This is a genomic window from Cupriavidus sp. 10L43_2, assembly GCF_056395265.1.
The window spans coordinates 397,106-417,681 of the sequence record NZ_JBFTJE010000002.1; the positions used below are offsets into that span (position 1 = coordinate 397,106).

The 20,576-nt window shown below is 61.3% G+C and carries 24 protein-coding genes and 1 tRNA gene; 17 read left to right on the plus strand and 8 right to left on the minus strand.

The window, feature by feature from the left end; translation table 11 throughout:
• The first annotated feature begins 16 nt into the window (after positions 1–16).
• The 8 genes from AC1DEL_RS04115 (at position 17) to AC1DEL_RS04150 (ending at position 6,300) form a co-directional block, all read left to right on the plus strand.
• A complete protein-coding gene (locus AC1DEL_RS04115; RefSeq protein ID WP_477125267.1) occupies positions 17–565 on the plus strand; it encodes a phage major tail tube protein in 549 nt (182 codons plus the stop codon).
• Positions 562–891, plus strand: a complete 330-nt coding sequence (locus tag AC1DEL_RS04120) for a phage tail assembly protein (protein ID WP_441644391.1) — start codon at positions 562–564, stop codon at positions 889–891. The genes AC1DEL_RS04115 and AC1DEL_RS04120 overlap by 4 nt, the downstream gene beginning before the upstream one ends.
• A complete protein-coding gene (locus tag AC1DEL_RS04125; protein WP_441644448.1) occupies positions 873–989 on the plus strand; it encodes a GpE family phage tail protein in 117 nt (38 codons plus the stop codon). The genes AC1DEL_RS04120 and AC1DEL_RS04125 overlap by 19 nt, the downstream gene beginning before the upstream one ends.
• Positions 986–3,541, plus strand: a complete 2,556-nt coding sequence (locus AC1DEL_RS04130; RefSeq protein WP_477125268.1) for a phage tail tape measure protein — start codon at positions 986–988, stop codon at positions 3,539–3,541. The genes AC1DEL_RS04125 and AC1DEL_RS04130 overlap by 4 nt, the downstream gene beginning before the upstream one ends.
• A gap of 2 nt (positions 3,542–3,543) precedes the next feature.
• A complete protein-coding gene (locus AC1DEL_RS04135) occupies positions 3,544–3,984 on the plus strand; it encodes a phage tail protein (protein WP_441644393.1) in 441 nt (146 codons plus the stop codon).
• Between the two features lie 5 nt (positions 3,985–3,989).
• Positions 3,990–5,132: a phage late control D family protein gene (locus AC1DEL_RS04140; protein WP_477125269.1), complete on the plus strand. Its 1,143-nt coding sequence runs from the start codon at positions 3,990–3,992 to the stop codon at positions 5,130–5,132.
• A gap of 240 nt (positions 5,133–5,372) precedes the next feature.
• Positions 5,373–5,561, plus strand: coding sequence for a Com family DNA-binding transcriptional regulator (locus AC1DEL_RS04145; protein ID WP_441644395.1), 189 nt, complete (start codon positions 5,373–5,375; stop codon positions 5,559–5,561).
• Positions 5,533–6,300: a DNA-methyltransferase gene (locus AC1DEL_RS04150; protein ID WP_477125270.1), complete on the plus strand. Its 768-nt coding sequence runs from the start codon at positions 5,533–5,535 to the stop codon at positions 6,298–6,300. Before AC1DEL_RS04145 ends, AC1DEL_RS04150 begins: the two co-directional genes overlap by 29 nt.
• Here the strand turns inward: AC1DEL_RS04150 and AC1DEL_RS04155 are convergent.
• The 5 genes from AC1DEL_RS04155 to AC1DEL_RS04175 all read right to left on the minus strand — a co-directional run bounded on the left by AC1DEL_RS04155 (position 6,283) and on the right by AC1DEL_RS04175 (position 12,553).
• The gene (locus AC1DEL_RS04155; RefSeq protein WP_441644397.1) at positions 6,283–7,488 is read right to left on the minus strand and encodes a hypothetical protein; all 1,206 of its coding nucleotides are present in this window, start codon (positions 7,486–7,488) and stop codon (positions 6,283–6,285) included. The two genes, AC1DEL_RS04150 and AC1DEL_RS04155, sit on opposite strands and share 18 nt — an antisense overlap.
• A gap of 117 nt (positions 7,489–7,605) precedes the next feature.
• Positions 7,606–8,103, minus strand: coding sequence for a hypothetical protein (locus tag AC1DEL_RS04160; protein ID WP_441644398.1), 498 nt, complete (start codon positions 8,101–8,103; stop codon positions 7,606–7,608).
• A gap of 32 nt (positions 8,104–8,135) precedes the next feature.
• Positions 8,136–8,624 carry an OB-fold protein gene (locus AC1DEL_RS04165; protein WP_441644399.1) on the minus strand — a complete coding sequence of 163 codons (489 nt, stop codon included), beginning with the start codon at positions 8,622–8,624 and terminating at the stop codon, positions 8,136–8,138.
• 237 nt (positions 8,625–8,861) lie between these two features.
• Positions 8,862–11,810: a KAP family NTPase gene (locus tag AC1DEL_RS04170; protein ID WP_441644400.1), complete on the minus strand. Its 2,949-nt coding sequence runs from the start codon at positions 11,808–11,810 to the stop codon at positions 8,862–8,864.
• 224 nt (positions 11,811–12,034) lie between these two features.
• Positions 12,035–12,553 (minus strand): helix-turn-helix domain-containing protein, encoded by a 519-nt coding sequence (locus tag AC1DEL_RS04175; protein ID WP_441644401.1) that lies wholly within the window; start codon positions 12,551–12,553, stop codon positions 12,035–12,037.
• A gap of 308 nt (positions 12,554–12,861) precedes the next feature.
• Between AC1DEL_RS04175 and AC1DEL_RS04180 the strand changes: the two genes are divergently transcribed.
• From AC1DEL_RS04180 to AC1DEL_RS04210, 7 genes are all read left to right on the plus strand, one after another.
• Positions 12,862–13,110: an Ogr/Delta-like zinc finger protein gene (locus tag AC1DEL_RS04180; RefSeq protein WP_441644402.1), complete on the plus strand. Its 249-nt coding sequence runs from the start codon at positions 12,862–12,864 to the stop codon at positions 13,108–13,110.
• An 84-nt stretch (positions 13,111–13,194) separates the two neighbouring features.
• Complete coding sequence (locus AC1DEL_RS04185) at positions 13,195–15,903, plus strand: toprim domain-containing protein (protein ID WP_477125271.1); 2,709 nt, start codon at positions 13,195–13,197, stop codon at positions 15,901–15,903.
• 2 nt (positions 15,904–15,905) lie between these two features.
• On the plus strand, positions 15,906–16,082 hold the full coding sequence (locus tag AC1DEL_RS04190) for a hypothetical protein (RefSeq protein WP_441644404.1): 177 nt from the start codon (positions 15,906–15,908) through the stop codon (positions 16,080–16,082).
• On the plus strand, positions 16,082–16,324 hold the full coding sequence (locus AC1DEL_RS04195; RefSeq protein ID WP_477125272.1) for a hypothetical protein: 243 nt from the start codon (positions 16,082–16,084) through the stop codon (positions 16,322–16,324). Before AC1DEL_RS04190 ends, AC1DEL_RS04195 begins: the two co-directional genes overlap by 1 nt.
• Positions 16,317–16,520, plus strand: a complete 204-nt coding sequence (locus AC1DEL_RS04200) for a hypothetical protein (RefSeq protein WP_477125273.1) — start codon at positions 16,317–16,319, stop codon at positions 16,518–16,520. The genes AC1DEL_RS04195 and AC1DEL_RS04200 overlap by 8 nt, the downstream gene beginning before the upstream one ends.
• A gap of 16 nt (positions 16,521–16,536) precedes the next feature.
• Positions 16,537–17,019: a hypothetical protein gene (locus tag AC1DEL_RS04205; protein ID WP_441644407.1), complete on the plus strand. Its 483-nt coding sequence runs from the start codon at positions 16,537–16,539 to the stop codon at positions 17,017–17,019.
• Positions 17,020–17,021: 2 nt separating this feature from the next.
• On the plus strand, positions 17,022–17,396 hold the full coding sequence (locus AC1DEL_RS04210) for a hypothetical protein (RefSeq protein WP_477125274.1): 375 nt from the start codon (positions 17,022–17,024) through the stop codon (positions 17,394–17,396).
• A 113-nt stretch (positions 17,397–17,509) separates the two neighbouring features.
• Here the strand turns inward: AC1DEL_RS04210 and AC1DEL_RS04215 are convergent, their stop codons facing one another.
• On the minus strand, positions 17,510–17,884 hold the full coding sequence (locus tag AC1DEL_RS04215; protein WP_441644408.1) for a hypothetical protein: 375 nt from the start codon (positions 17,882–17,884) through the stop codon (positions 17,510–17,512).
• Positions 17,885–17,921: 37 nt separating this feature from the next.
• Between AC1DEL_RS04215 and AC1DEL_RS04220 the strand changes: the two genes are divergently transcribed.
• A complete protein-coding gene (locus tag AC1DEL_RS04220; RefSeq protein ID WP_477125276.1) occupies positions 17,922–18,875 on the plus strand; it encodes a phosphoadenosine phosphosulfate reductase domain-containing protein in 954 nt (317 codons plus the stop codon).
• A gap of 53 nt (positions 18,876–18,928) precedes the next feature.
• A complete protein-coding gene (locus AC1DEL_RS04225; RefSeq protein WP_441644410.1) occupies positions 18,929–19,234 on the plus strand; it encodes a hypothetical protein in 306 nt (101 codons plus the stop codon).
• On the opposite strand, the gene AC1DEL_RS04230 is transcribed toward AC1DEL_RS04225, so the two are convergent.
• Positions 19,231–20,253 carry a tyrosine-type recombinase/integrase gene (locus AC1DEL_RS04230; RefSeq protein ID WP_477125278.1) on the minus strand — a complete coding sequence of 341 codons (1,023 nt, stop codon included), beginning with the start codon at positions 20,251–20,253 and terminating at the stop codon, positions 19,231–19,233. The genes AC1DEL_RS04225 and AC1DEL_RS04230 overlap by 4 nt on opposite strands.
• A gap of 187 nt (positions 20,254–20,440) precedes the next feature.
• Positions 20,441–20,527: transfer RNA gene (locus tag AC1DEL_RS04235), tRNA-Leu, on the minus strand.
• Between the last annotated feature and the right edge of the window lie 49 nt (positions 20,528–20,576).

Below are 20,576 nucleotides of genomic sequence, written 5' to 3' on the forward strand. Positions count from 1 at the left end.
CTGAAAGGGAATCACCATGGCATTGCCACGCAAACTCAAGAACTACAACGTCTTCCACGATGGCGTGAGCTACGTGGGCCAGACGGAAGAGTTCACGCTACCGAAGCTGACGCGCAAGCTCGAAGAGTACCGCGCAGGCGGCATGAACGGCCCGATCGAGATCGACCTCGGCGCCGAGAAGATGGAGCTGGAAGCCACCTACGGCGGCCTCATGCGCGAGATCTTCAAGGCGTGGGGCATCACCATTGTCGACGGTGTGCTGTTGCGCTTCGCAGGCGCCTACCAGCGTGACGACACCGCCGAGGTGGACGCCGTTGAAGTCGTCGTGCGCGGCCGTCACACCGAGCTGGACCTGGGCAACGCCAAGGTTGGAGACAACAGCCAGTTCAAGGTGAAGTCCGCCATCTCGTACTACAAGCTCACCGTCAACGGCGAGGTGTGGTGCGAGATCGACCACGTCAACTTCATCGAGATCATCTTCGGGGTCGATCGTCTGGCCGAACAGCGCCGTGCGATGGGCCTGCAAGAAGAATTCCAACCGCAACGCCTAAATCCAACGCCATGACCCAACCCACTACGATTGACGTCGATCTCGATCATCCCTTCAAGCGCGGCGAGCAGATCATCGCCAAGATTCAGGTACGCAAGCCCGGTGCGGGCGAACTGCGCGGTTGCAGTCTGGTCGACCTGATGCGCATGGACGTGTTGGCGCTCCACGCCGTCCTGCCCCGCATCACCACCCCCACGCTGACGCAGCACGACGTCAGCCGCCTGGACCCCGCCGACCTCACGCAGCTTGGCACGGCGGTGAGCAATTTTTTGCTGCCGAGGTCGGCGAAGATGGACGACTTCCCAACCGAGTCGAAGACGCAATCGCCGACATTGCAGTGATCTTCCACTGGCCCCCTGAGCAACTGTTCGCCATGGGGCTCAGCGAACTAATGGAATGGCGCGAACGCGCCATCGAACGCAGCGGAGCCGATGAATGAGCACGCCTCGTAACCTCCGGCTGGAGGTGCTGCTGCAGGCCGTCGACCGGGTGACGCGCCCATTCCGTGCCATCACGGGCAGCAGTACCCAACTGGCCAGGACCGTCAAGGCCACACGTGACCAGCTCAAGGAACTGAACCGGGCGCAGGCGAATATCGACGGCTTCCGGAAGCTGTCGAAGGATGCCGCCATCACGGAGAACCGCCTGCGTTCCGCCCAGACGCGGGTGAAGGCGCTGGCTCAGCAGATTGCGGCGACGGACAAGCCCACCGCCGCGATGTCCCGCGCCTTTCAGACGGCGGCGCAGGAAGCGCAACAGCTCAAGCAACGCGGAAAGGACCTCCAGCAGCACCTCGTGGCGGTGCGCGGCCGGCTGGACGCCGCAGGCATCAGCACCACGAATCTGGGCCAGGCGCAGCGCACCCTTCGCGGACAGATCGCCTCCGCATCGCAGGCACTCTCCCAGCAGCAGGCGCAGCTCAAGGCCGTAGGGGACAGGCACCGGCAGCTCGCGGCTGCACAGTCGCAATATCAGAAAGGCATGGCCGCAAGGAATGCCATGCTCAACGCCGGCGCATCGACCGTGGCCGCTGGCGGCATCGTGATGACGCCCATCGCCAAGGCTGTCAAGGATTACGTCACCTTCGAAGATGCCATGTTGGGCATCGCGCGGCAGGTAGACGGTGCGCGCGACCCCAGCGGCAAGCTGACGGCCGTCTACTACGACATGGCTCGGCAGATCAGGCGGCTTGGCGAAGAACTGCCGATCCCGACCGCGCGGATCGCGGAAATGGTCACGGCCGGGGCGCGGATGGAAGTGCCCCGCAACGAGTTGATTGCGTACACCCGCACCGTCGCCATGATGGCCACCGCGTTTGACGCAGTGCCCGACGAGATCGCCGAGAGCATGGGCAAGGTCTCCAAGAACTTCCGGATACCGACCACCGCCATCATGGGGTTGGCAGATACGGTCAACTATCTCGATGACAACGCCATCAGCAAGGGCGCCGACATCATCAACGTCCTGAACCGCATATCCGGCGTCGTGTCCGGAATGGCCATGCCAGCGAAGGACGCGGCGGCGCTGGTATCAACACTGCTGACCCTCGGCGAGCGCACCGAGACGGCCGGCACGGCCATCAATGCCATCACGCAGAAGCTTGCGGCGGCCGAGAAAGGCACGAAAAAGTTCCACGCCGCAGTCGAGGAGATCGGCCTCTCCACGGCCGAGATCCAGAAGGGTATGGCCGCCGATGCCACGGGCACCATCTTCAAGGTCATCGAGGCCATCCGCACGCTGCCGAAAGACAAGCGCATCGGGGTGATGGTCGAGCTGACCGGCATGGAGCACTCTGACACGCTGGCGAAGCTGGTGGACAAGCCTGATGAGCTTCGCCGCCAGCTCGCGCTGGCCAACGGCTCGAAGGCGGAAGGATCGATGGCACGCGAGTTCTCCGCGCGGCAGGAGACCGTTTCTGCCCGCTGGCAACGCCTGCAGAACCAGGTGTTCAACTCCAGCAGCGCCGGCGGTGAAGTGCTGCGTTCGACCGTCGTCGGCCTGATGGACTCAATCAGCGGGCTGATCAGCCGCTTCGACGCGTTCGCCAAGGCCAACCCGGCGCTGGTCGGCTGGCTGATCAAGGGCGCCGCCGCCGTGGCGGTGCTGCTGACGGTGCTGGGTGGCCTGACGCTGGCGCTGGCCGCTGTGTTCGGCCCTCTGGTCATCGTCCGGCACGGCCTCTCGCTGCTCGGCATCAAGTTTGGCGGTGGCGCCGGCTTCGTGACGAGACTCGTCAAGGCTCTCAGCTTCCTGAGGAAGGTGTTTGTCTTCGTGGGCCGCGCGTTCCTGATGAATCCGATCGGTCTCGCCATCACGGCGATTGCGCTAGGCGCGTTCCTGCTCATCAAGTATTGGGAGCCGATCAAGGCGTTCTTCTCGGAGCTGTGGCAAGGCATCAAGGACCGGGCGAGCCAGGCATGGGACTGGATCAAGGCCAAAGCCAAGGGGGTCGCTGACTGGTTTGTCGGGGTGAAGGACTCGCTGGCCACCGCTGGTCGAGAAATGATCAATGGCCTGCTGGCCGGCATTGAAGCGCGGTGGAAGGCGCTCAAGGACCGTGTTGGAGAGATCGCGGACGGCATCGGGACGTGGTTCAAGGACAAGCTCGGCATCCGCTCACCCAGCCGCGTGTTCGCGCGGCTCGGCGGCTTCACCATGGCGGGGCTGGAGCAAGGGCTTTCGGAGAATCAGGGCGGGCCGCTCGATGTCATGTCGAAGGTAGCTAGGGCCATGGCTGGAATCGGAGCCGGGATCGCGCTCGGCACGGCCCAGGCCGGCGCCGTACGCGTTGACAACCGCCCGCCCATCGCGGCGCCCTCCCCTGCGTCCGCCGGCGCAGCGCCTACCGCGTCGGCGCCCGTGATCATCAACATCCACCCACCGGCGGGCACCAACGAGCAGACAATCGCCCGCATGGTAGCCGCCGAGCTGCAGCGCCTCGAGGGCCAGAGACGTGCCCGCGCGCGCTCCCGCCTGACGGACAAGGACTGACCATGATGATGGCCCTCGGGCTGTTCGTCTTCGCCCTGGAGACTGCGCCCTATCAGGAGTTCCAGCACCAGATCGGGTGGCGCCACCCGTCGAACAATCGGGTCGGGCGCCGGCCATCCCGGCAGTTCACCGGCCTCGATGAAGAAACGGTCACGCTCTCAGGCGTGCTACTGCCCGAACTGAGCGGGGGCGACAACACCATCGAGGCGCTCCGGCAGATGGGCAATACGGGCCTCGCCTACGTCCTGATCGAAGGGTCTGGCCGCTACTACGGCATGTTCGAGATCGACTCCTTGTCCGTCACCCGTACCCTCTTCTTCCAGGATGGCAAGGCCCGGCGCATCGAGTTCTCGCTGAAGCTCACCCGCGTGGATGGCCAGTTGGAGCAACTCTTCGGCGACGCCGTCCTAGCCGCCGCCACCAGCGTGCTCTCCAGCCTCTGACGATCATGGACCTGCCTACCCTCCCCGATGCCGTGGTCGGCACCGCAGCGGTGCCTGTGTATCGCCTCATGCAGGGCGCGACCGACATTACTGGCCGCTTTGAGGGCCGGCTGATCTCGTTGACCCTGACCGACAATCGCGGCTTCGAGGCCGACCAGCTGGACATCGAGCTGGACGACGCGGACGGCATGCTCGCCCTGCCCGAGAAGGGCGCCACGCTTTCGCTGGGGATCGGCTGGCAGGACACAGGCGTGCTCGACAAGGGCCAGTTCAAGGTGGACGAACTTGAGCACTCCGGCCCGCCGGACCGCCTCACCATCCGAGCGCGCAGTGTCGACCTGACCGGGGGCATGACGACCCGCAAGGAGCGGTCCTACCGCGACCAGACCATAGGCGCCATCGTCGGCGCCATCGCCTCCCGAAACGGCCTTGCGGCCGTCGTGGCGTCCGCGCTGGCCAGCCTGGTCATCGATCACATCGACCAGACCGGCGAGTCGGACGCAAACTTCCTCACGCGCCTCGCCAGGGATCACGACGCCATCGCCACCGTCAAGCAGGGAAAGCTCCTGTTCATCAAGACCGGGGCGGCGCAAAGCGCGTCCGGCGTCCCGCTACCCACAGTCGAGATCACGCGCGCCAGCGGCGACACCCACAGCTTCCTTGTGGCGGATAGAGAGAATTACAACGGGGTGAAGGCGTACTACCAGGACGCGCGCCGCGCGGCCAAGGGCGAGGTGGTGATCGACGCATCGAACACAGCCACCGTGGTAGCGGAGCCGGTGCCGGGGCAGAAGAAAAAGGGCAAGGAGAAAGCGGCGTCCAAAGTCATCGCCAATCCGAACCCGGACAACGTGAAGGTGCTTCGGCACACCTATGCGTCAAAGGGAAACGCCGAGAGAGCAGCACGCGCGGAGTGGCAGCGAATCCAACGTGGCGCAGCCTCGTTCAGCATCACACTTGCCCGTGGCCGCCCTGACCTGTTTCCGGAACTGCCTGTGGTCGTACGGGGCTGGAAGCCACAGATCGACAATTCGCGGTGGACCATAGCGAAGGTGACCCACAACATGTCGGATCAAGGCTATACGACCGCGCTGGAGCTGGAGGTCAAGCTGGCGGAGATGGACGACAGTGGAGCTGAAGCGACCTGACTGTCTGTTGTGGCAACGACAGGAACAACATGCCTGCCGTGTGCATCGGATGCGCCGGCGGCATCATGTGTGTGAGCGCGCCGGCCACCGACCGGCGCGGGAAGAAAAAGACGCGGCGACGTGGCCGGTGTTCGAGCACCAGCCACGCCCCGTTCCAGCAGTAGCAGCCTGCCAGTCCGGCCAGGTCCGCGCCACCTCGCGAGGCGCAGGCATCCTAGCACGCCACTGGGAAACACAGAGATGCAGGAGATCCGCTGCGGTAGCTGCAACCGCAAGCTCGGCATGGGCGAGTACGTCTGCCTTGCCATCAAGTGCCCACGCTGCGGCACGATGAACCAACTGAGGGCCGAGCGCCCCGCACCAGAGAGCCGGCGAGCTTCGTGTACTGGAGATTCCATTCATGAAGATATCCGCCGCTCGCCCGCCTAAATTCAACTGCCTATACCGTAGCAATGCCCTCGACGTGCTGCGCGGCCTGCCCGACAAGTCCGTCGACCTGTTCTTCACGGATCCGCCCTATTCATCTGGCGGCCTCCATGCCAGCACAAGAGCCCAGGCGCCTGGCCAGAAGTACATCGGCGGCGACGTGAAGACCGTCTACCCCGAGTTCAACCACGACAACAAGGATCAGCGCTCCTGGACCTTCTGGTGCCTGAGCTGGCTGGGCGAGGCGTTCCGCGCGACCAAGGATGCCGGGCATCTTGTCTGCTTCACCGACTGGCGGCAGCTGCCGAGTCTCACGGACGCCATCCAGGGCGCCGGCTTCATCTGGCGCAGCATTGCGGTGTGGGACAAGATGTCAGGCGGCTCCCGGCCCCGTATGGGAGGCTTCTCGCAGCAGGCCGAGTTCATGGTGTGGGCCACCAAAGGCGCGGTTCCGGCGGGGCATAAGGTTCACCTCCCCGGGGTCTTCCCGGAGCGCCTGCCTCGTCCGAAGCGCCACATGACGGAGAAGCCCCTGGGCCTCGCGCGGGAAGTCGTCCGCCTGGTGCCGCCCGGTAGCGTGGTGTGCGATCCGTTCGCGGGTTCGGGCACGTTCCTCGTGGCGGCTCTGGAGGCGGGGCACCGGTGGATCGGCTGCGAGCTGGAGCCTGAGTATCACAAGGCGGCAAAGGCTCGCCTTCGCGCTTCGGCCCAGCCCCGGCAAGCGCTATGCGAAGCCTTCTGAAAGACAGGCCTGTTCCATCATTCCGACAAAACCCAACTCCGTATTGTCGATTCGCAGGCGCATCTGTTTGGGCGCGTCGTGCTGCTCACCCAGCACTCGCCCTTGAGCCGCGAAGAAACGATCATCTTGGGCGATGAATGTACCATCCGGTTTGCAGACAGATGAGGCTGCGATGTGGAGCTCGATAGTGACATCCTTACCCGCCTCTACCGTGACAAGTGCAAATTGGCGATCCGATTCCTTGCCCGGATGCCAACTGAGACGAACTGGATGACCATCGGTAGGCTTAGGCGCACCTTCCAGCTTCCAGTCACCAATGATCTCATAGCCTTGCCACTTTCCCGGAAACAGTGTGACGGCGCATACGATATTTGTTGACGTTTTAGCACAGGCTTGAACAACCACCGGGATGGGCATATTGCGGGCAACGTTTACGGCGCGACCGTATTTAAGTGGTCCCGCTTCCAAGCTATCCATCGCGAAAATCGCACCAGCCAAACAACTCGTAATGGTGGCTGTGCTGATTGATAGCGAAAACAGAATGCGTGATTTTCGACGCAATGACGTACGCTCGAGAATCTTCGCCATTCTCCAAGCAGTGAAAGGAACGACAATAATTGTCGATGCCATCATCCATCCAAAGATGAAAATTGGCATCTTAAATAAATATAACAGCCATCCCAATGCGCAAATCAACAACAACGTGACTGCATACGTGTAGGCGGTGCAAAGTGCCGCATAGCCAGCCAGTCTCACTGCTCGCTGCCGCGTCTCTCTGGGCTCGTCTTTTAATTGCATCCCCGAAAACAAGCTAACCAGATAGCTGATGGTACATGCACCAATCACGCATGCCGCACAGCGGAGCAGAACCTCCCAATTGTACGAAGGCTGGACGTTGAACTTAAGTTTGTACATCCAGAACGAAGTCCACGGGTCTACAAAAGGTGCACCATCGCTGGACATTATCGCTAGCATGGCGAACGTCATAGCCAAGCCAAACGCAGCAAAAATGCTATACCACGAATGATTCTCTTGCCCAGCGGCCTTGAGCGGGTCCGGGGACATAAGCACCTTGGCCGCTCTTATAAGCGGCGGAAGCGCGCTTATGAACAGGTCCGTGGGTCCGCTCAGCGGCGCTTGGTGGGATGGCTGCGACTGCTGCTGCGTAAATTTTCTGTGACTCGCCATTCAACCTCCTTTCTTCTTTTTTGCCTTATCGCCGTGAGCTTAGCAAAAATAGTCGACAGTTCCGGGCGTCGTCGGCCTGCGCCATCAGCGTTGCCTAATCCACTTCTCCGCCCAGCCCTATTGCAGCCTGCCGCTGGCGGCCGGATTCATTACAGGAGCCCATCGGACCGCCCGGCCTCCATCGGCGGACACGGAACACTCATAGATGCCGTAGTCCGACATCCGCACGACACTTCCCAGCGAATACGCCTTGCCGCCATGCTGGCAGACCGGCGGAGCGCCCGTCGCAGCCGGCGCCAGCGGCCCGGAGAAGATGGCATACCCGGTCACGGCCATCACGCAAACAAGGCCCAGCGCCAGCAGCCCCATGCCCGTGCGCATGCGCTCCAGCGCGACGGCAATCGCGGCGCACCCGGCACAATGGTCATGCTCTGATGCCGCGCCGAACTGGTTGCTGCGCATTCCGATAATGGTCCGTACGGGAGTCAAGGCTTCGTTATTGTTGATCGTGATGACATTGCTCAGATGGCTTTGGGCATTCGCCTCTTTGTGTACCGAGTTGCCGGCCACAACTTGCCCTGCATCCCCCTCCACGGCTGCTTCGTGAGTCTTCATATTCACTCGCATCAATGAAGGCGCAGGGCAAGTCAGCGCATCATGGGCACAGCCCAACGCCAGCCCCAATCAGGACGACTGAACGCGGCAATCCTTGAGCATGGGGTGCCGGCGATCTCGCTGTTGCCGATGCACTCCAGCGTCACGGCCTGGCCCTTCTTCAGCGATGCCGTAGCGCCGTGCTGGTCCTCTGCGAGATGCGCCTGCGGTTTGCTGAACTCGTACTCGCCCCCCGCGTTCAGGACGAGGTAGGGCTCGTCGCCCATTCCCGCCTCAATGCTGCCGATGCGGGCGCTGACGATCAGCCGCTTGCCTTTGTATTTCTCATTGGCGGCGATCTCGTTGTCCTTGTACGTCTTGAGCAGGCCGCTCGCCGATACCTTCTGCGGCGGCTCGGGCGGCGCAGCGGGCGTGGCAGCCACCGCCGACTCCGACGCGGTCGGCTCGTCCTTGCCAGAGAGGATCCCGATCACGATGAGCACGGCGGCGAGGATGCCGATCCATTGGAATGCCTTCTTCATACCTTGACCTCTTGGAATGCCCGCAAAGCTGGGCGGTTGATGGAAGCCCTGCGGGGTTGTAAATCGCAGGGCATTCCGAACCTAGAGGAAGGGGTAGAAGAAGGAAATCGCAGTAATCCTAATCTGGATGAAAATTACTTAGATCAGATATTAAGAAACTTTTACCGTCTGTGAAGGCGGTAAACCCCATTTGAGCTTACGCGGCAACGGGTTCGCCTAAACTTTTTGGACTTCACCTCAAGTCTTTGCTTCGTCGACCAATTCGTCGAGTACCTTGAAGACGCCACCCAGATCTTCGCCGTAGGAGACCCTGTAGTTGTTGGTCGTCACGATGCGCTCCTGCGCATGCAAGGCTCGCTGGCGAATACGCTCCCCATACCGACTCCAATACCGTCCCATCTCCCTTGGGTCAAAGCCTCCAGGAAGCCCGGTTTTGGTGGCGACGAAGCCCCTTTCATCTCCGTCCGAAAAGAAAGCGTTACTTAGATGCGACAGACAGTGGTCCAAGAAGAGGAAGATGTTGTCTTCGTCGATATCGGGGTTGAAGCAGACACCAAACGCGTACTTGTTCATCTGTCTCGATATGCCGCCACGATCCTCGGCCGCAGACTCGTCGTAGTGCCCACAACCAACACCCGACCCCGTTGGCGGGAATGTATTGCTCAGCTGGTATATAACGAAAGACTTGACCGCAGAGCGCTCCGAGGAAACACGCTGAGTAAGCGAAGGAGTCCCTTGTCCCGATTCATCGTCTATTAAGGACTGTTGACCGCGTTGAGTCGACTCTTCGCCGAGAAACGCTTCAATTGGTGCATCATCGACCTCTGCGAAAAAGTTACGCCGCGGATCAATGTAAGTCCGTTTGAACAGTGCGAAGACCTCCTGGGACAGTCTTCTCATGCCCATCAATGCGAGATCACGAACTGAACCGGCTGTCGCCGCATTCTTGTCCTGATGCAGAATGAGGGCTGAATGAAGATTGTGGAGCTGCCCTTGACGATCCGCGGAACATTGGAGCCTGAACAGCATGAGATCGTTCCAGCCGAGGACGCCGCGATCGGCACTGGCAAGGCGTTGGATTAGACCTTCATGGGACTGTTCGCCGAAGATCCGCCATGCGATCTCTATGATGTTCTCCGGGGTATTCGGAAGGCGACGACCTTCTGTACGTCCCCAGCCAGCTCGATCCAAGAGCCTCAACAGGGAGTAGATCGACCGCGACCGCAATCCGCGATCATCCTTTGCAATCGCCGGGTAGCGAGGCAGATAGTCGACGAGCGTGTTAATGGCATCTTCAGCGACATCCCGAGTGAAGCCATGAGACTGATTAACCAGCACCCTCCAGAACTGGTCATGCGCATACTCCCAGCGTTCCGTCTGAAAGTTCTGCGACGTTAGCATCAAAGCTATAGACGCCCCGTTCCGGACTTTTTCCACGGCGTCCTGATAAAGAACAAATGTCGCCTGCGGTTCTGGCGTTGCGAACCGCACGATGAGTTTGAGGTAGCCCTCCAGATTCCTGGCGTGGTCATCGTTGAAACACGCACGGGACGTCAGAACTGCCTCATCAAGTTCGCTCGGATCCCCCAAATCCAAGCTTCTAACATCGAAAAGCTGCGTTAACAAGAACGCCGCCGCCCCCCTTTGCTCGGCGACTAGCGCCAGGAACTCTTCGGAGTTTTGAAAGTTTGGCTCGCCGTGCTCGCGACGCACAGAAAATACGCCGCCCCGCCCCTCCGTCTCTTCGGCATAGATCCGCCTAAATAGCCCAGGATAGTTCAGATGCAAGAGCATGAGGTTGATGAGGTCGCACTTGTTAAAGTCCGTCCGACCTAAGTCGCTCTTCTCGATCTGCATGAGCAGCATAGCGTTGACAAATCGCTTCACCTTCCGCAGGTCGCCGACAAGAGGCAAGTACTTCGCCGCCAGAGCCCCGTCGAGAACATTTGCCAACTCGTTGAGCACTGAGCCGAGCTTCATCATCGTATCGGAAGGTATCGAGCCCAGTTGATCGTCTGCGCGTTCCCAGTTCTTCCGCAAGAAGTTTCGAATGTCTGAACTGTCCACGAAAAGGCTCAGTTTGGCTGTCACAAACTTTTCGAGGAAATCGCGTGCCCTCGATCCCTCCTCCTGACCTCCCGCAAGTACCTCCGTGTCGTAGCAAAGGATATAGGTGGCCTGCGAAAGCTTGAACGTCCGCCGCGTTGCGAACAAAACATTGTTCACAGTCTTTGGCTCCAAACGATCAAGATCGTCAATAACGATGATGACGCGCCGGTCGATACGGATTAGAACCTCGTCGATGGCATCGAGAAGATCGTCAACGGTTTCCTGCGACGGCTCTAGCGAAAGTTTGAATCCAAGAAATGAAATGTCGGCTTTTCCTTTTACTAACCTCGAATACCGCGACGCGGCCGGTCGAAACTCCGGAGCAAAAACTTCTCGTTGAATCGCGGCGGACAAGTCGCGGATCAATCGATCCGCAAGGTCTGGCTCTGATGCGTACCGAAGGGGTTCGAATCGACAGACAATGGGCCCATCGTCCTCTTCCTTCCAATATCGCTCAGCCAAATTAATGAAGCTTGTCTTGCCGACTCCCCATGGCCCATCGATTCCAAAGACGAGCCCTGGGTGAGCACCGCTCGCAAGAACAGTGTCAGCAAACGACTTGGCTTGCGCCTTGCTGGCAAGCAGATCGTCATCTTCATGCCCGATTTCCTCGTCGACAATGAAGTACTGCTGTGAAGTCGGTCTCTTGCGTCTTGGCAAGTACTTTTGTACGAGAGGCGACAACAATACTGCGCAGAGTAGGAGAAGGACCGCTGGCGCCCAATGGGGATCCGAACTCTTAAGAGCCACGTGAAGCTTAGCCAACCAAGGCGAGACCAACTCGTTCGTCCAGATCCCGATGCCGATCGCAATGAGTAAATCAAGTCGCAAGCTACGGACAATTCGGGCAGCGGCACTGTGCGCGCCCCGCTTCACGGCATAGATCAGGCATAACAGCAGCGCCGTCAGCATCCCGCCGACCGTCGCCAAGAGGGGCACATCCGACAACGCATCAGCGAAGTTCGCACCGAGGTAAAAGGCAGCGCGGCAAACCTCAGCGCCGATGAAACCAGTGGCGAGCGACTTAATGAATATCAGTAACTCTGGCATATTCATCGTTGGCTTGTCAGCCGTCATCAAGTTCTTCCTCCATGGTGCAGCGCGGTCTCCTCGCGCATTTACCTACTCTGCAGCCCACGTGAATATCCGAGTGAAGCCGGCCTTCTTGACCCATTACTGCCGGCACAAACAAAGACGATGGCCGACACGACAATCCGAAGAGCAGAAAGTAAGGGATTCGCTAATATCGTCTTCCAAGTACTAGCAATATCCAGCGCTGAGTCTTCGGCACACCGCCCGATCTAGGTTCGCCCCTTCTTGCTCATCTTGATTTTGATTGGGCTACGCACATCACCATGGACGACTTGGCCGATGTCGCCACCAACCTGCACGCTGTGAGCGCCACCTGCAATGGCGTGCGCACGATCGTGAACGCCTTGCACGGAGGGATCAGATGTCCCGGTTGCGCTTGCCTCTTCCCTCGCCGCCGTGGTGTCGCAGAGCGTGACAAACAGCTTCTCGAATTTTTCGACTGGCAGATCGTTGCCCAAAGCCTGAGCGGCCTTGTAGGCCTGGCCAGCTGCAACGCGGGCGGCGTCCAGAGAGATGGCGTCTTGTGGAAGTCGCTTGCCGGTGAGGACGTAGAGCACATCGACGCCGACTCGGATGACAGCCGCCAAATAGAGCGGGTCAGGCGACCGATCCCCGCGTTCGTACCGGCTCTGCACGTTCTTCGCAACGCCCAGCGCCTCACCAAACGCGGTCTGGGTCAGCCCGAGACGAAGTCTTTCGGACTTCAGTCGCTCACCGAGAGTCTCCATTTTGGTTGACTTTTATCAATTGAGTCTCCAAATTGGAGACTAAGATGTTTAGCGCACACTAACGAAACCCAATCATATCGTATGCCTACTAAGCCTCCTGCCCTGCGCGCGCCCCGCCAGCCAGACACGGTACCCGTGGCCATTCGACTTACCCCGGCCGAGGTCGCGAAAGCGGACCGATATGGCGATGCGGAATTCCGCTCCCGAGCGGCCTTTACCCGCCTGATGTTCCTCCGGGGCATGGCAGCTTACGAGCGCGAGTTCGGGCTGGATGCCAGTGGTTCGTGTGAGTGCGGGAGATCCTGCACATGAGACTCATCTGCCCACATTGCGAATTTCGCATGAAGATCCGCACCAGCCGCGCGGTATCGCTGCTCTCGCGAGAGGGTTACTGGCAATGCCCCAACGTCGAGTGCGCGTACACCTGCAAGACCATCACCTCGGTGATCGCGACCATAGCCCCGAGCATGGTTCCGAATCCCCAGGTCTACCTGCCCGTGAGCCGACCGCGCGGTGGCGGCGCAGATGACCGCCAGCTAGACCTGCTGGTCACCTGACAGCGGCCTAGCACCCTCCCCTTTATCGATTTCCCGCTTCATGCCCCTCACCGGGCGTGAGGGACTCTTTTTGCCCAGAGATTCATGAACCCATCCCTTCACAGCGAAGTCACCGCCCGCCTGCTGCGGGACTACGCCTTCAAGCAGAAGCGCGGCGGGGAGAAGCTGGAAAGCGGCAAGTGCCCCTCCTGCGGCAAGAAGACCTTGTGGGCCTTCGGCGAGGCGCCTTGGGTGGTGCGCTGCAACCGGCTCAATAACTGCGGGGCCGAGTTCCACATCAAGGATCTGTACGCCGATCTTTTCGAGAGCTGGTCTGACCGGTTCGCGCCCACCGCCGAGAATCCGAAGGCATCCGCAGATGCCTATATGCGGGACGGGCGTGGCTTCGATCTGTTGAAGATCGGCGACTGGTACACGCAGGAGAGCTACTACAGCCACGAGCTGAAAATCGGCAGTGCCACCGTGCGCTTCGCGCTGGCGCCGGGGGTCTACTGGGAACGCATCATCGACCAGGCACACCGCTTCGGCGACCGCAAGGCGACGTTCCACGGTAGCTACGGCGCCATGTGGTGGCAGCCTCCCGGCCTGAGCCTGGTCGATTTCGAAGAACTGTGGATTGTCGAAGGCATCTTCGACGGCATCGCACTGGCGCACCACGGCATTGCAGCCGTCGCTGCGATGTCGTGCACGAACTATCCGGCACTCGCCTTGCGCGGCCTCGCGGAGCAATGCGCAGCCAACGACCGCCCCCGGCCGAAGCTGGCGTGGGCGCTGGATGGCGACCGCGCGGGCACCCGCTATGCGATGCAATGGCTGGAGCGCAGTCGCGAAGAGGGATGGGAAGCGTCCATCGTGGTGCCCAAGCCTGCGGGTGCGAAGAAGCGCGACTGGAACGACCTCCACCAGCTCAACAAGCTGTCCGCACTGGACATTGGCGAATACCGATACCTCGGTGACCTGATGGCGGCGCCCACACCCGCAGAGAAGGCGCGTCTGATATACGGGCGCACCGGCATGAGCCAGTTCGCGTTCGACTTCCACAGTCGCCTGTATTGGTTCAAGGTGGATCTGGAGGCGCTCAATCGTGAGATGGATGCGGTGCGTCAGGCCCACCGCGATCTGGCGGAGCAGGAGATCCGCGACGAGGCGATGCTCAAGGCGGGAATCGTCACGAACATTGCCACATGCCTCCCCACGGTCCTCTACTACCAGGCCAACCTTGCAACCGACGAGGCCTGGTACTACTTTCGCGTGGCGTTCCCGCATGACTCCGAGCCGGTGAAGAACACCTTCACCAGCTCGCAGGTTGCATCCGCCAGCGAGTTCAAGAAGCGACTGCTGGCCGTCGCACCCGGTGCGTTCTACACGGGATCCAACGGCCAACTCGACTCCTATCTCAAGGAGCAGATGCACCGCATCAAGAGCGTGCAGACCATCGACTTCGTCGGCTACGCCAAGGAGCATGGCTGCTATGTCTATGCCGATGTGGCGGTCAAGAACGGCAAGCTGTTCGCGCTGAACGACGAGGACTTCTTCGATGTGGGCCGGCTGTCCATCAAGACTATCGGCGGGTCAGCCGGGCTCTCGCTCAATTCCGACCTCAAGGCGGTGCGGCACGACTGGCTGGAACTGCTGTGGCGCGCCTTCGGTGCGAAGGCCATTGTGGCGCTCGCGTTCTGGCTCGGCTCCCTGTTTGCGGAGCAGATCCGCGAAGGCGATGGGATCAAGCAGAAGAGCTTCCCGTTCCTCGAGGTGGTTGGCGAGCCCGGTGCCGGCAAGTCGACCCTGATCGAGTTCCTGTGGAAGCTGTGCGGGCGGCGCGACTATGAAGGCTTCGACCCGTCGAAGTCATCACTGGCTGCCCGCGCGCGCAACTTCGCCCAGGTGTCCAACCTGCCCGTTGTCCTGATCGAGGGCGACCGGGGCGAGGACGGTGCCAAGGTCAAGGGCTTCGACTGGAACGAGCTGAAAACCGCCTACAACGGCCGCAGCACGCGTGCACGCGGTGTGAAGAACGCCGGCAACGAAACCTACGAGCCGCCCTTTCGCGGCACAGTGGTGATCAGCCAGAACGCCGACGTCAATGCCAGCGAGGCGGTGCTGCAGCGGATTGTTCACCTCTACTTCGACCGCGCCGGCCAGAACGCCGATACCTTCGCCGCCGCCCGCGCGCTGGAGCAGATGCCGATGGAGGACGTTTCCGGCTTCCTGTTGTCGGCTGTGCTCAAGGAGAAGGACATTCTGGCGCGCTACGTCGAGCGCATGCCGCACTACCAGGATCTGCTCGCCCGCAACCCCGACATCAAGCACCAGCGCCTGGTGAAGAACCACGCGCAGGTCATGGCGCTGGTGGACTGCCTGCCCATCGTCCTACCGTTGCCCACCGAGCACCGCGATGCCGCGCAGCGCCAGCTGGTTGGGATGGCCGTGGAGCGCCAGCATGCCATCGGCGCCGATCACCCGCTCGTGCAGGAGTTCTGGGAGCTGTACGACCACATCGAGTCCGCTGACGACGCTCAGGCCGTGCTCAACCATGCCCGTGGCGACAACATCATCGCCATCAGCCTCCGCCATTTTGAACAGGTGGCCAATGACCGCCGCCTGACCCTCCCCCCGCTGACCGACCTCAAGCGCGTGCTCAAGACTTCCCGGCACCGCAAGTTCATCGATCTGCGGGTGGTCAATAGCGCGATCAACGCGCGCTTCAACGCCGAGAACCTCCATGCGCCCAAGCGCCCCAGCAGCGTGAAGTGCTGGGTCTTCGAGGAACGCTCGGCCAATCATGGAGTTTGAGCATGTCTTCTGTTGCAACGATGAGAGCCTTCCTCGTCCACATCGTCTCCCACACTGGTGCGCGGCTGCAGTTCACCGCGATTGCCCGCACCCGCCTGGATGCCCAGCTCGATGCGCTGGACTGCCTGAGCGAGCCGCCCCGCTTCTGCAGCGCCCGCGCTATCGGGAGGGCCAGTTGATGTACGCACTGCTCAATCTGTGGATGGTCGTAACCGCCACGGTGTCGGTCTATCTCTTCAACAGCGGCGCCCACCGTGCGCGATGGGCCGCGCTGATCGGGCTCGCGGGCCAGCCGGCGTGGCTCTATTTGACCGCGACCACCGAAGAGCCGGGGATGTTCGCGGCGAGCCTGTTCTTCACCCTCTGCTACTGCCGTGGTGTGTGGGATGGTTTTGTTCGATGCGGAGGTCGCCGTGGTTGATTCCATTGTGAGCGAGGCGCAACTGCGCCGCGCGCATCGGGCGCTGCGAATTGCCACGCCTTTCGATGCCATGTCCGAGCTGCTGATTGCTGCCGTGGGGGCTGCCGCGCGCGCCATGGCGGCACGCGACCAGCGTCGGATCCAACCCCCTTCCATTGACCTGAAGCACCGCGCCGCCGGCGACTTCGAAAACTGATCCTTGGGACTGCAACATGCCCGCCAGCAAACATCGAAAGAACCGACGCAGCCACGGCCCACGCGAGCGCAGCCTGCCCGTGTGCTTCCGCTTCAGCAACAACGCCGAGCTGGACCTGCAGCTCGTTCCTCATAGCGAACTGAGCAAAATCCTCGACGGCACGGCTACGGAGGCGGCATGGCACACGCTTGCCTTCCGCATCAATGTCGGCCAGGTCGTTGCCGCTCTGTATTTCGCCGACAACCGGCCGCTCTGTGACGCGATGGCGGCTGGGGTGGTGGCCATCGCGGGTGTCGGCAAGCGCTTCCGTGATCGCGGCCTGCTTGGCGTGACGGGAGATGAGTTCCGCGCCATCGGCCAGGCGCTCAACCTGACCGACGACATGCAACGGGCTTGCACCCGCCGCCAGCTGCTGGTGGCGACGCTGCAGGTGGAGAGGGCCGGGGCGAGCGGCACAGGGCTCCCCCGAGACATCGATCAATTTCAGAAGGTAGCTTGAGCATGACCAGTTTCGTTCAGACGAATGGCGGCGTTCCCTATGTCCAGCGCGTCGCGCAGATTATTTGCAATGGGCTATATCCGGAGGCGCGCGCTGTGGGCAAGACGCTGGCTGACTTCCCGGTGAGTACGCGGGAGAACTTGCTGACGATTGCGGAGGCGATTCTTGTGGAGACGTTGCCGGGGGCGGCTACCGGGCGGGCTGGCGAGTCTTCCGCTTATGACGTCGAGGCCACGCTGTGTGCGTGTGTGCCAGGCGGAGTCCATTGCGATCCGCAGGCGATTGCGGACGCGATACGGGAATGGTGTCGGGAGCGGAAGCGGCCGAAAGCTGGGGCGGGTGCTATGCCGTCCACGCACCGGGAGGTGCGCGCATGATCCGCCGCCGATACAACTGCTTCACGATGTGTTCGGGCCTCGGCGGCGGCGCCAAGGGCTTCAAGAAGGCCATTGCGCGCGTGGGCAATGACCTTCCGTTAGCCGCAGCCCTATCAGCGTCCTCTGATGAGTTCCAGATATCCAAGGCCGATCGGCGTCGAGCTGTTTTGCGATCGTGTGGCCCAGTCGATGCTGCCCAGCCCATCGCATTCGGCAAGTTCGTTGGGAATGCGGTAGACAAGATCGTCAACGAGATCCTGGGAGTCTTCATAAAAAATGTTCACTTCCAGATCATTCCAAGTACACGTAGCTGCCAAATCAAATTGGTGTACTGCATCTGGGCGCCGTTTCGCCGTAATCAGCAGCAAGGGCACTGTGTCATTGCTGCTGGGCTGAACCAACTCTGCAACGAGACCCACCTCCGACAACCTCGCGATGATGCGGGGAATCACCTCCTGCACGAACCAAAATTTGGCTTCTCTACTCATACCGGCACTCCCAAGTTTTTCGGAAATGCATCCTAGCATGAGCATCATCCACGTAGTCTCCATGTCCGGAGGCAAGGACAGTACTGCCACCGCGATCCTGGCGCTTGAGCAGCACAATAGGGATGCGTGCCGCTTCGTCTTCGCGGACACCGGCAACGAGCATGAAATGACGTACGACTATTTGCGCTATCTCGAAAGCAACTTGGGGATACATATTGAGTTCGTGCGGCGCAATTTCTCGGATGTTTGGTGGCCACGCCGCGACTATGTGCGTGACGCCTGGCCCAGCAAGGGCGTACCGATGGACGTTGTGCAGCGCGCGCTCAGCGTCTTGGAGCGCGGACCTACCGGCATCCCGTTTCTCGATCTTTGCATCATCAAGGGACGCTTCCCCAGCCGCATGGCCCAGTTCTGCACTCATGAGTTGAAAGTCGTGCCAATCACGGAATACCAGCTAAGTTTGATTGCGGGAACCGAACATCTGGCTTGGTCTTGGCAGGGCGTCAGAATCGAGGAAAGCAAGGCAAGGCGAAGCAAGTTACAAGGCACCGGCGCATGTGTCATCAGCTTCCACGAATTGGGCGGTGGTCTATTCAACTACCGGCCGATTCTGCGCTGGAAATGGCAGGACGTTTTCGAAGCGCACAGCCTCTACGGGATCAAGCCGAACCCGCTCTACCTTCAAGGTAGAGAGCGCGTCGGATGCCTCTGTATCAACTCCGGAAAGCAGGAAATCAACGCCTGGGCGAAGCGCGACAAGGACCACATCGAGCGCATCGCAGAGTGGGAAGATATCGTATCCCAGGTCAGCAAGCGAGCCAATGCTACGTTCTTTCCAGCGCCCGGCGATAACGACACGGCGCGCGAGCGCGGGGGCATTTGGCAGCGCGTGGAATGGGCGAAGACGACCCGAGGCGGCCGGCAGTACAACCTTCTCGATCAACTCGACGGGCCCACCGCGTGCTCGTCGTCGTATGGATTGTGCGAATGAACGCGAAACTGCGAGGGCCCGAACTTGGATCAGTACCGATGCGTGAAGCTGACATGATCGAACGCATTGCAGTGGCCGTGGCCAACCACGTGCGGACGGCGCTACCGGTGAGCGTGACCTTGTGGGACGCGGAGCGTATCGCCGAGTACTTGGTGCGCTCGCCTAGGGTGGTGCGCGAGCGGGTGGTGACGCTGCCCGGGTTTCCGAAGCCGATCCGGATCCCGTCGGTGCAGTCGGGCAAGCATGCCGGCAAAGATGGGCGGGGAAAGGCGCTGCCTCGGTGGAAGGCGGCGGAAGTCATTGCATGGGCCGAATCCTACCGGGAGCAGCCGTCGGGTCCGCCGAGGCGGTCCGGTTAGCCGAGGCGCTTGGCGATGTTCCGGGCCGACTCGTTGTAGTAGGTCAGCAGCTCCTGCAGGTTCGTGTGTCCAGTCATCCGGGCCAGATCGAGGGGCTGCAGCTTCTTCGCCAGGCGCGTGATCGCCTCGTGGCGGGTGTCGTGGAAGGTCAGGCCGGCAATGCCGGCCTTTTCTTTTGCCTTCCGGAACAGTGCATCGCGGCTGGCGGCGGACAGCGCGAAGATCGGCTTGCCCTCCTCCACCTTGGGCAGCATCCGCAGCAGCTCAAGGGCGCGGGTGGATAGCGGGACGTCGCGGGCGCCGCCGTTTTTTGTCAGGGGGAGATGGGCGACCCGGTTGTCGAGATCCACCGTGCGGCTGGTCAGCCCCAGCATTTCGCCCGAGCGCATGGCCGTCTCGATCGCCAGCAGGAGGGCCACGGCCACCCGCTGCGATGGGAGGGCCACGGGCAGGCCCTCCTGGTAGCCGAGAGCCAGGGTGATCTGTTCGATTTCTTTGGCTGAGATCAGGCGGTCGCGTGGGGGATTGTCCGGCGGCCGGCGGACGTCCTTCATGGGATCGTGCGTCAGCCAGCCCCACTCTTTGCGGGCGACCTCAAGTGCATGGGAGAGCAACGACATCTCACGGGAGACGGAGGCGCCGGAGATCCCGCTTCGGGCTGAGTCACCTCGCAGCCTGGCATCCCGCCACGCGGCGATATGGGTGGGCCGCAGGTCGGCCAGCCGGATATCGCGGAACGGCCGCCCTTCAATCTCGATCTTGCCGAGCAGCTCCAGCCTCAGCTTCTCCCAACGCTCCCCCCGCTTCGTCGGACTGATCTTCCGTTGATAGTCGTCGAGGACGTGGCCCACCGTGTGAGTCTTGCTGCCCTGGCCGGACTGGATGGAGCGCAGTTCGACCTGTCGCTGATCCGCCCACGCCTTGGCGAGTGCCTTGTTGGGGAAGCTGCAACTCTCGCGCTGTCCGTTGACATCGAGCTGCACGCGCCATCCCTTCCCTGTCCGCTGAAACGATGCCATGGGGGCTCCGTGGGGGATTTTTGGGGGCGCGGACCGGATTATATAGTGAGGCGGAGTGAGGCAGATTGGTGAAAGGGCGGGTAGGCGGAAAGCCCGCTAAGCCTTATGGGGCTTGGCTTTGCGGCGTATAGAGAGGGGAAGTGGCGGGATAGTGCGAATGTTGCGACTAAGCCACAAAAAGGACTTTTGGTGCGAGGGAGGGGACTCGAACCCCTACACCATTGCTGGCGTCAGGACCTAAACCTGGTGCGTCTACCAATTTCGCCACCCTCGCGGTCCTTGCGGCGGTTGCCCTGGCGGGCGGCCGCGTTGTCGGTTGGCGC

What these genes read in the sequence shown, in the direction of transcription:
- AC1DEL_RS04115 (WP_477125267.1), top strand. Translation starts at nt 17, where the DNA reads ATGGCATTGCCACGCAAACTCAAGAACTACAACGTCTTCCACGATGGC.
- AC1DEL_RS04120 (WP_441644391.1), top strand. Translation starts at nt 562, where the DNA reads ATGACCCAACCCACTACGATTGACGTCGATCTCGATCATCCCTTCAAG.
- AC1DEL_RS04130 (WP_477125268.1), top strand. Translation starts at nt 986, where the DNA reads ATGAGCACGCCTCGTAACCTCCGGCTGGAGGTGCTGCTGCAGGCCGTC.
- AC1DEL_RS04135 (WP_441644393.1), top strand. Translation starts at nt 3,544, where the DNA reads ATGATGATGGCCCTCGGGCTGTTCGTCTTCGCCCTGGAGACTGCGCCC.
- AC1DEL_RS04140 (WP_477125269.1), top strand. Translation starts at nt 3,990, where the DNA reads ATGGACCTGCCTACCCTCCCCGATGCCGTGGTCGGCACCGCAGCGGTG.
- AC1DEL_RS04145 (WP_441644395.1), top strand. Translation starts at nt 5,373, where the DNA reads ATGCAGGAGATCCGCTGCGGTAGCTGCAACCGCAAGCTCGGCATGGGC.
- AC1DEL_RS04150 (WP_477125270.1), top strand. Translation starts at nt 5,533, where the DNA reads ATGAAGATATCCGCCGCTCGCCCGCCTAAATTCAACTGCCTATACCGT.
- AC1DEL_RS04155 (WP_441644397.1), bottom strand. Translation starts at nt 7,488, where the DNA reads ATGGCGAGTCACAGAAAATTTACGCAGCAGCAGTCGCAGCCATCCCAC.
- AC1DEL_RS04160 (WP_441644398.1), bottom strand. Translation starts at nt 8,103, where the DNA reads ATGAAGACTCACGAAGCAGCCGTGGAGGGGGATGCAGGGCAAGTTGTG.
- AC1DEL_RS04165 (WP_441644399.1), bottom strand. Translation starts at nt 8,624, where the DNA reads ATGAAGAAGGCATTCCAATGGATCGGCATCCTCGCCGCCGTGCTCATC.
- AC1DEL_RS04170 (WP_441644400.1), bottom strand. Translation starts at nt 11,810, where the DNA reads ATGACGGCTGACAAGCCAACGATGAATATGCCAGAGTTACTGATATTC.
- AC1DEL_RS04175 (WP_441644401.1), bottom strand. Translation starts at nt 12,553, where the DNA reads ATGGAGACTCTCGGTGAGCGACTGAAGTCCGAAAGACTTCGTCTCGGG.
- AC1DEL_RS04180 (WP_441644402.1), top strand. Translation starts at nt 12,862, where the DNA reads ATGAGACTCATCTGCCCACATTGCGAATTTCGCATGAAGATCCGCACC.
- AC1DEL_RS04185 (WP_477125271.1), top strand. Translation starts at nt 13,195, where the DNA reads ATGAACCCATCCCTTCACAGCGAAGTCACCGCCCGCCTGCTGCGGGAC.
- AC1DEL_RS04190 (WP_441644404.1), top strand. Translation starts at nt 15,906, where the DNA reads ATGTCTTCTGTTGCAACGATGAGAGCCTTCCTCGTCCACATCGTCTCC.
- AC1DEL_RS04195 (WP_477125272.1), top strand. Translation starts at nt 16,082, where the DNA reads ATGTACGCACTGCTCAATCTGTGGATGGTCGTAACCGCCACGGTGTCG.
- AC1DEL_RS04205 (WP_441644407.1), top strand. Translation starts at nt 16,537, where the DNA reads ATGCCCGCCAGCAAACATCGAAAGAACCGACGCAGCCACGGCCCACGC.
- AC1DEL_RS04210 (WP_477125274.1), top strand. Translation starts at nt 17,022, where the DNA reads ATGACCAGTTTCGTTCAGACGAATGGCGGCGTTCCCTATGTCCAGCGC.
- AC1DEL_RS04215 (WP_441644408.1), bottom strand. Translation starts at nt 17,884, where the DNA reads ATGAGTAGAGAAGCCAAATTTTGGTTCGTGCAGGAGGTGATTCCCCGC.
- AC1DEL_RS04220 (WP_477125276.1), top strand. Translation starts at nt 17,922, where the DNA reads ATGAGCATCATCCACGTAGTCTCCATGTCCGGAGGCAAGGACAGTACT.
- AC1DEL_RS04225 (WP_441644410.1), top strand. Translation starts at nt 18,929, where the DNA reads ATGATCGAACGCATTGCAGTGGCCGTGGCCAACCACGTGCGGACGGCG.
- AC1DEL_RS04230 (WP_477125278.1), bottom strand. Translation starts at nt 20,253, where the DNA reads ATGGCATCGTTTCAGCGGACAGGGAAGGGATGGCGCGTGCAGCTCGAT.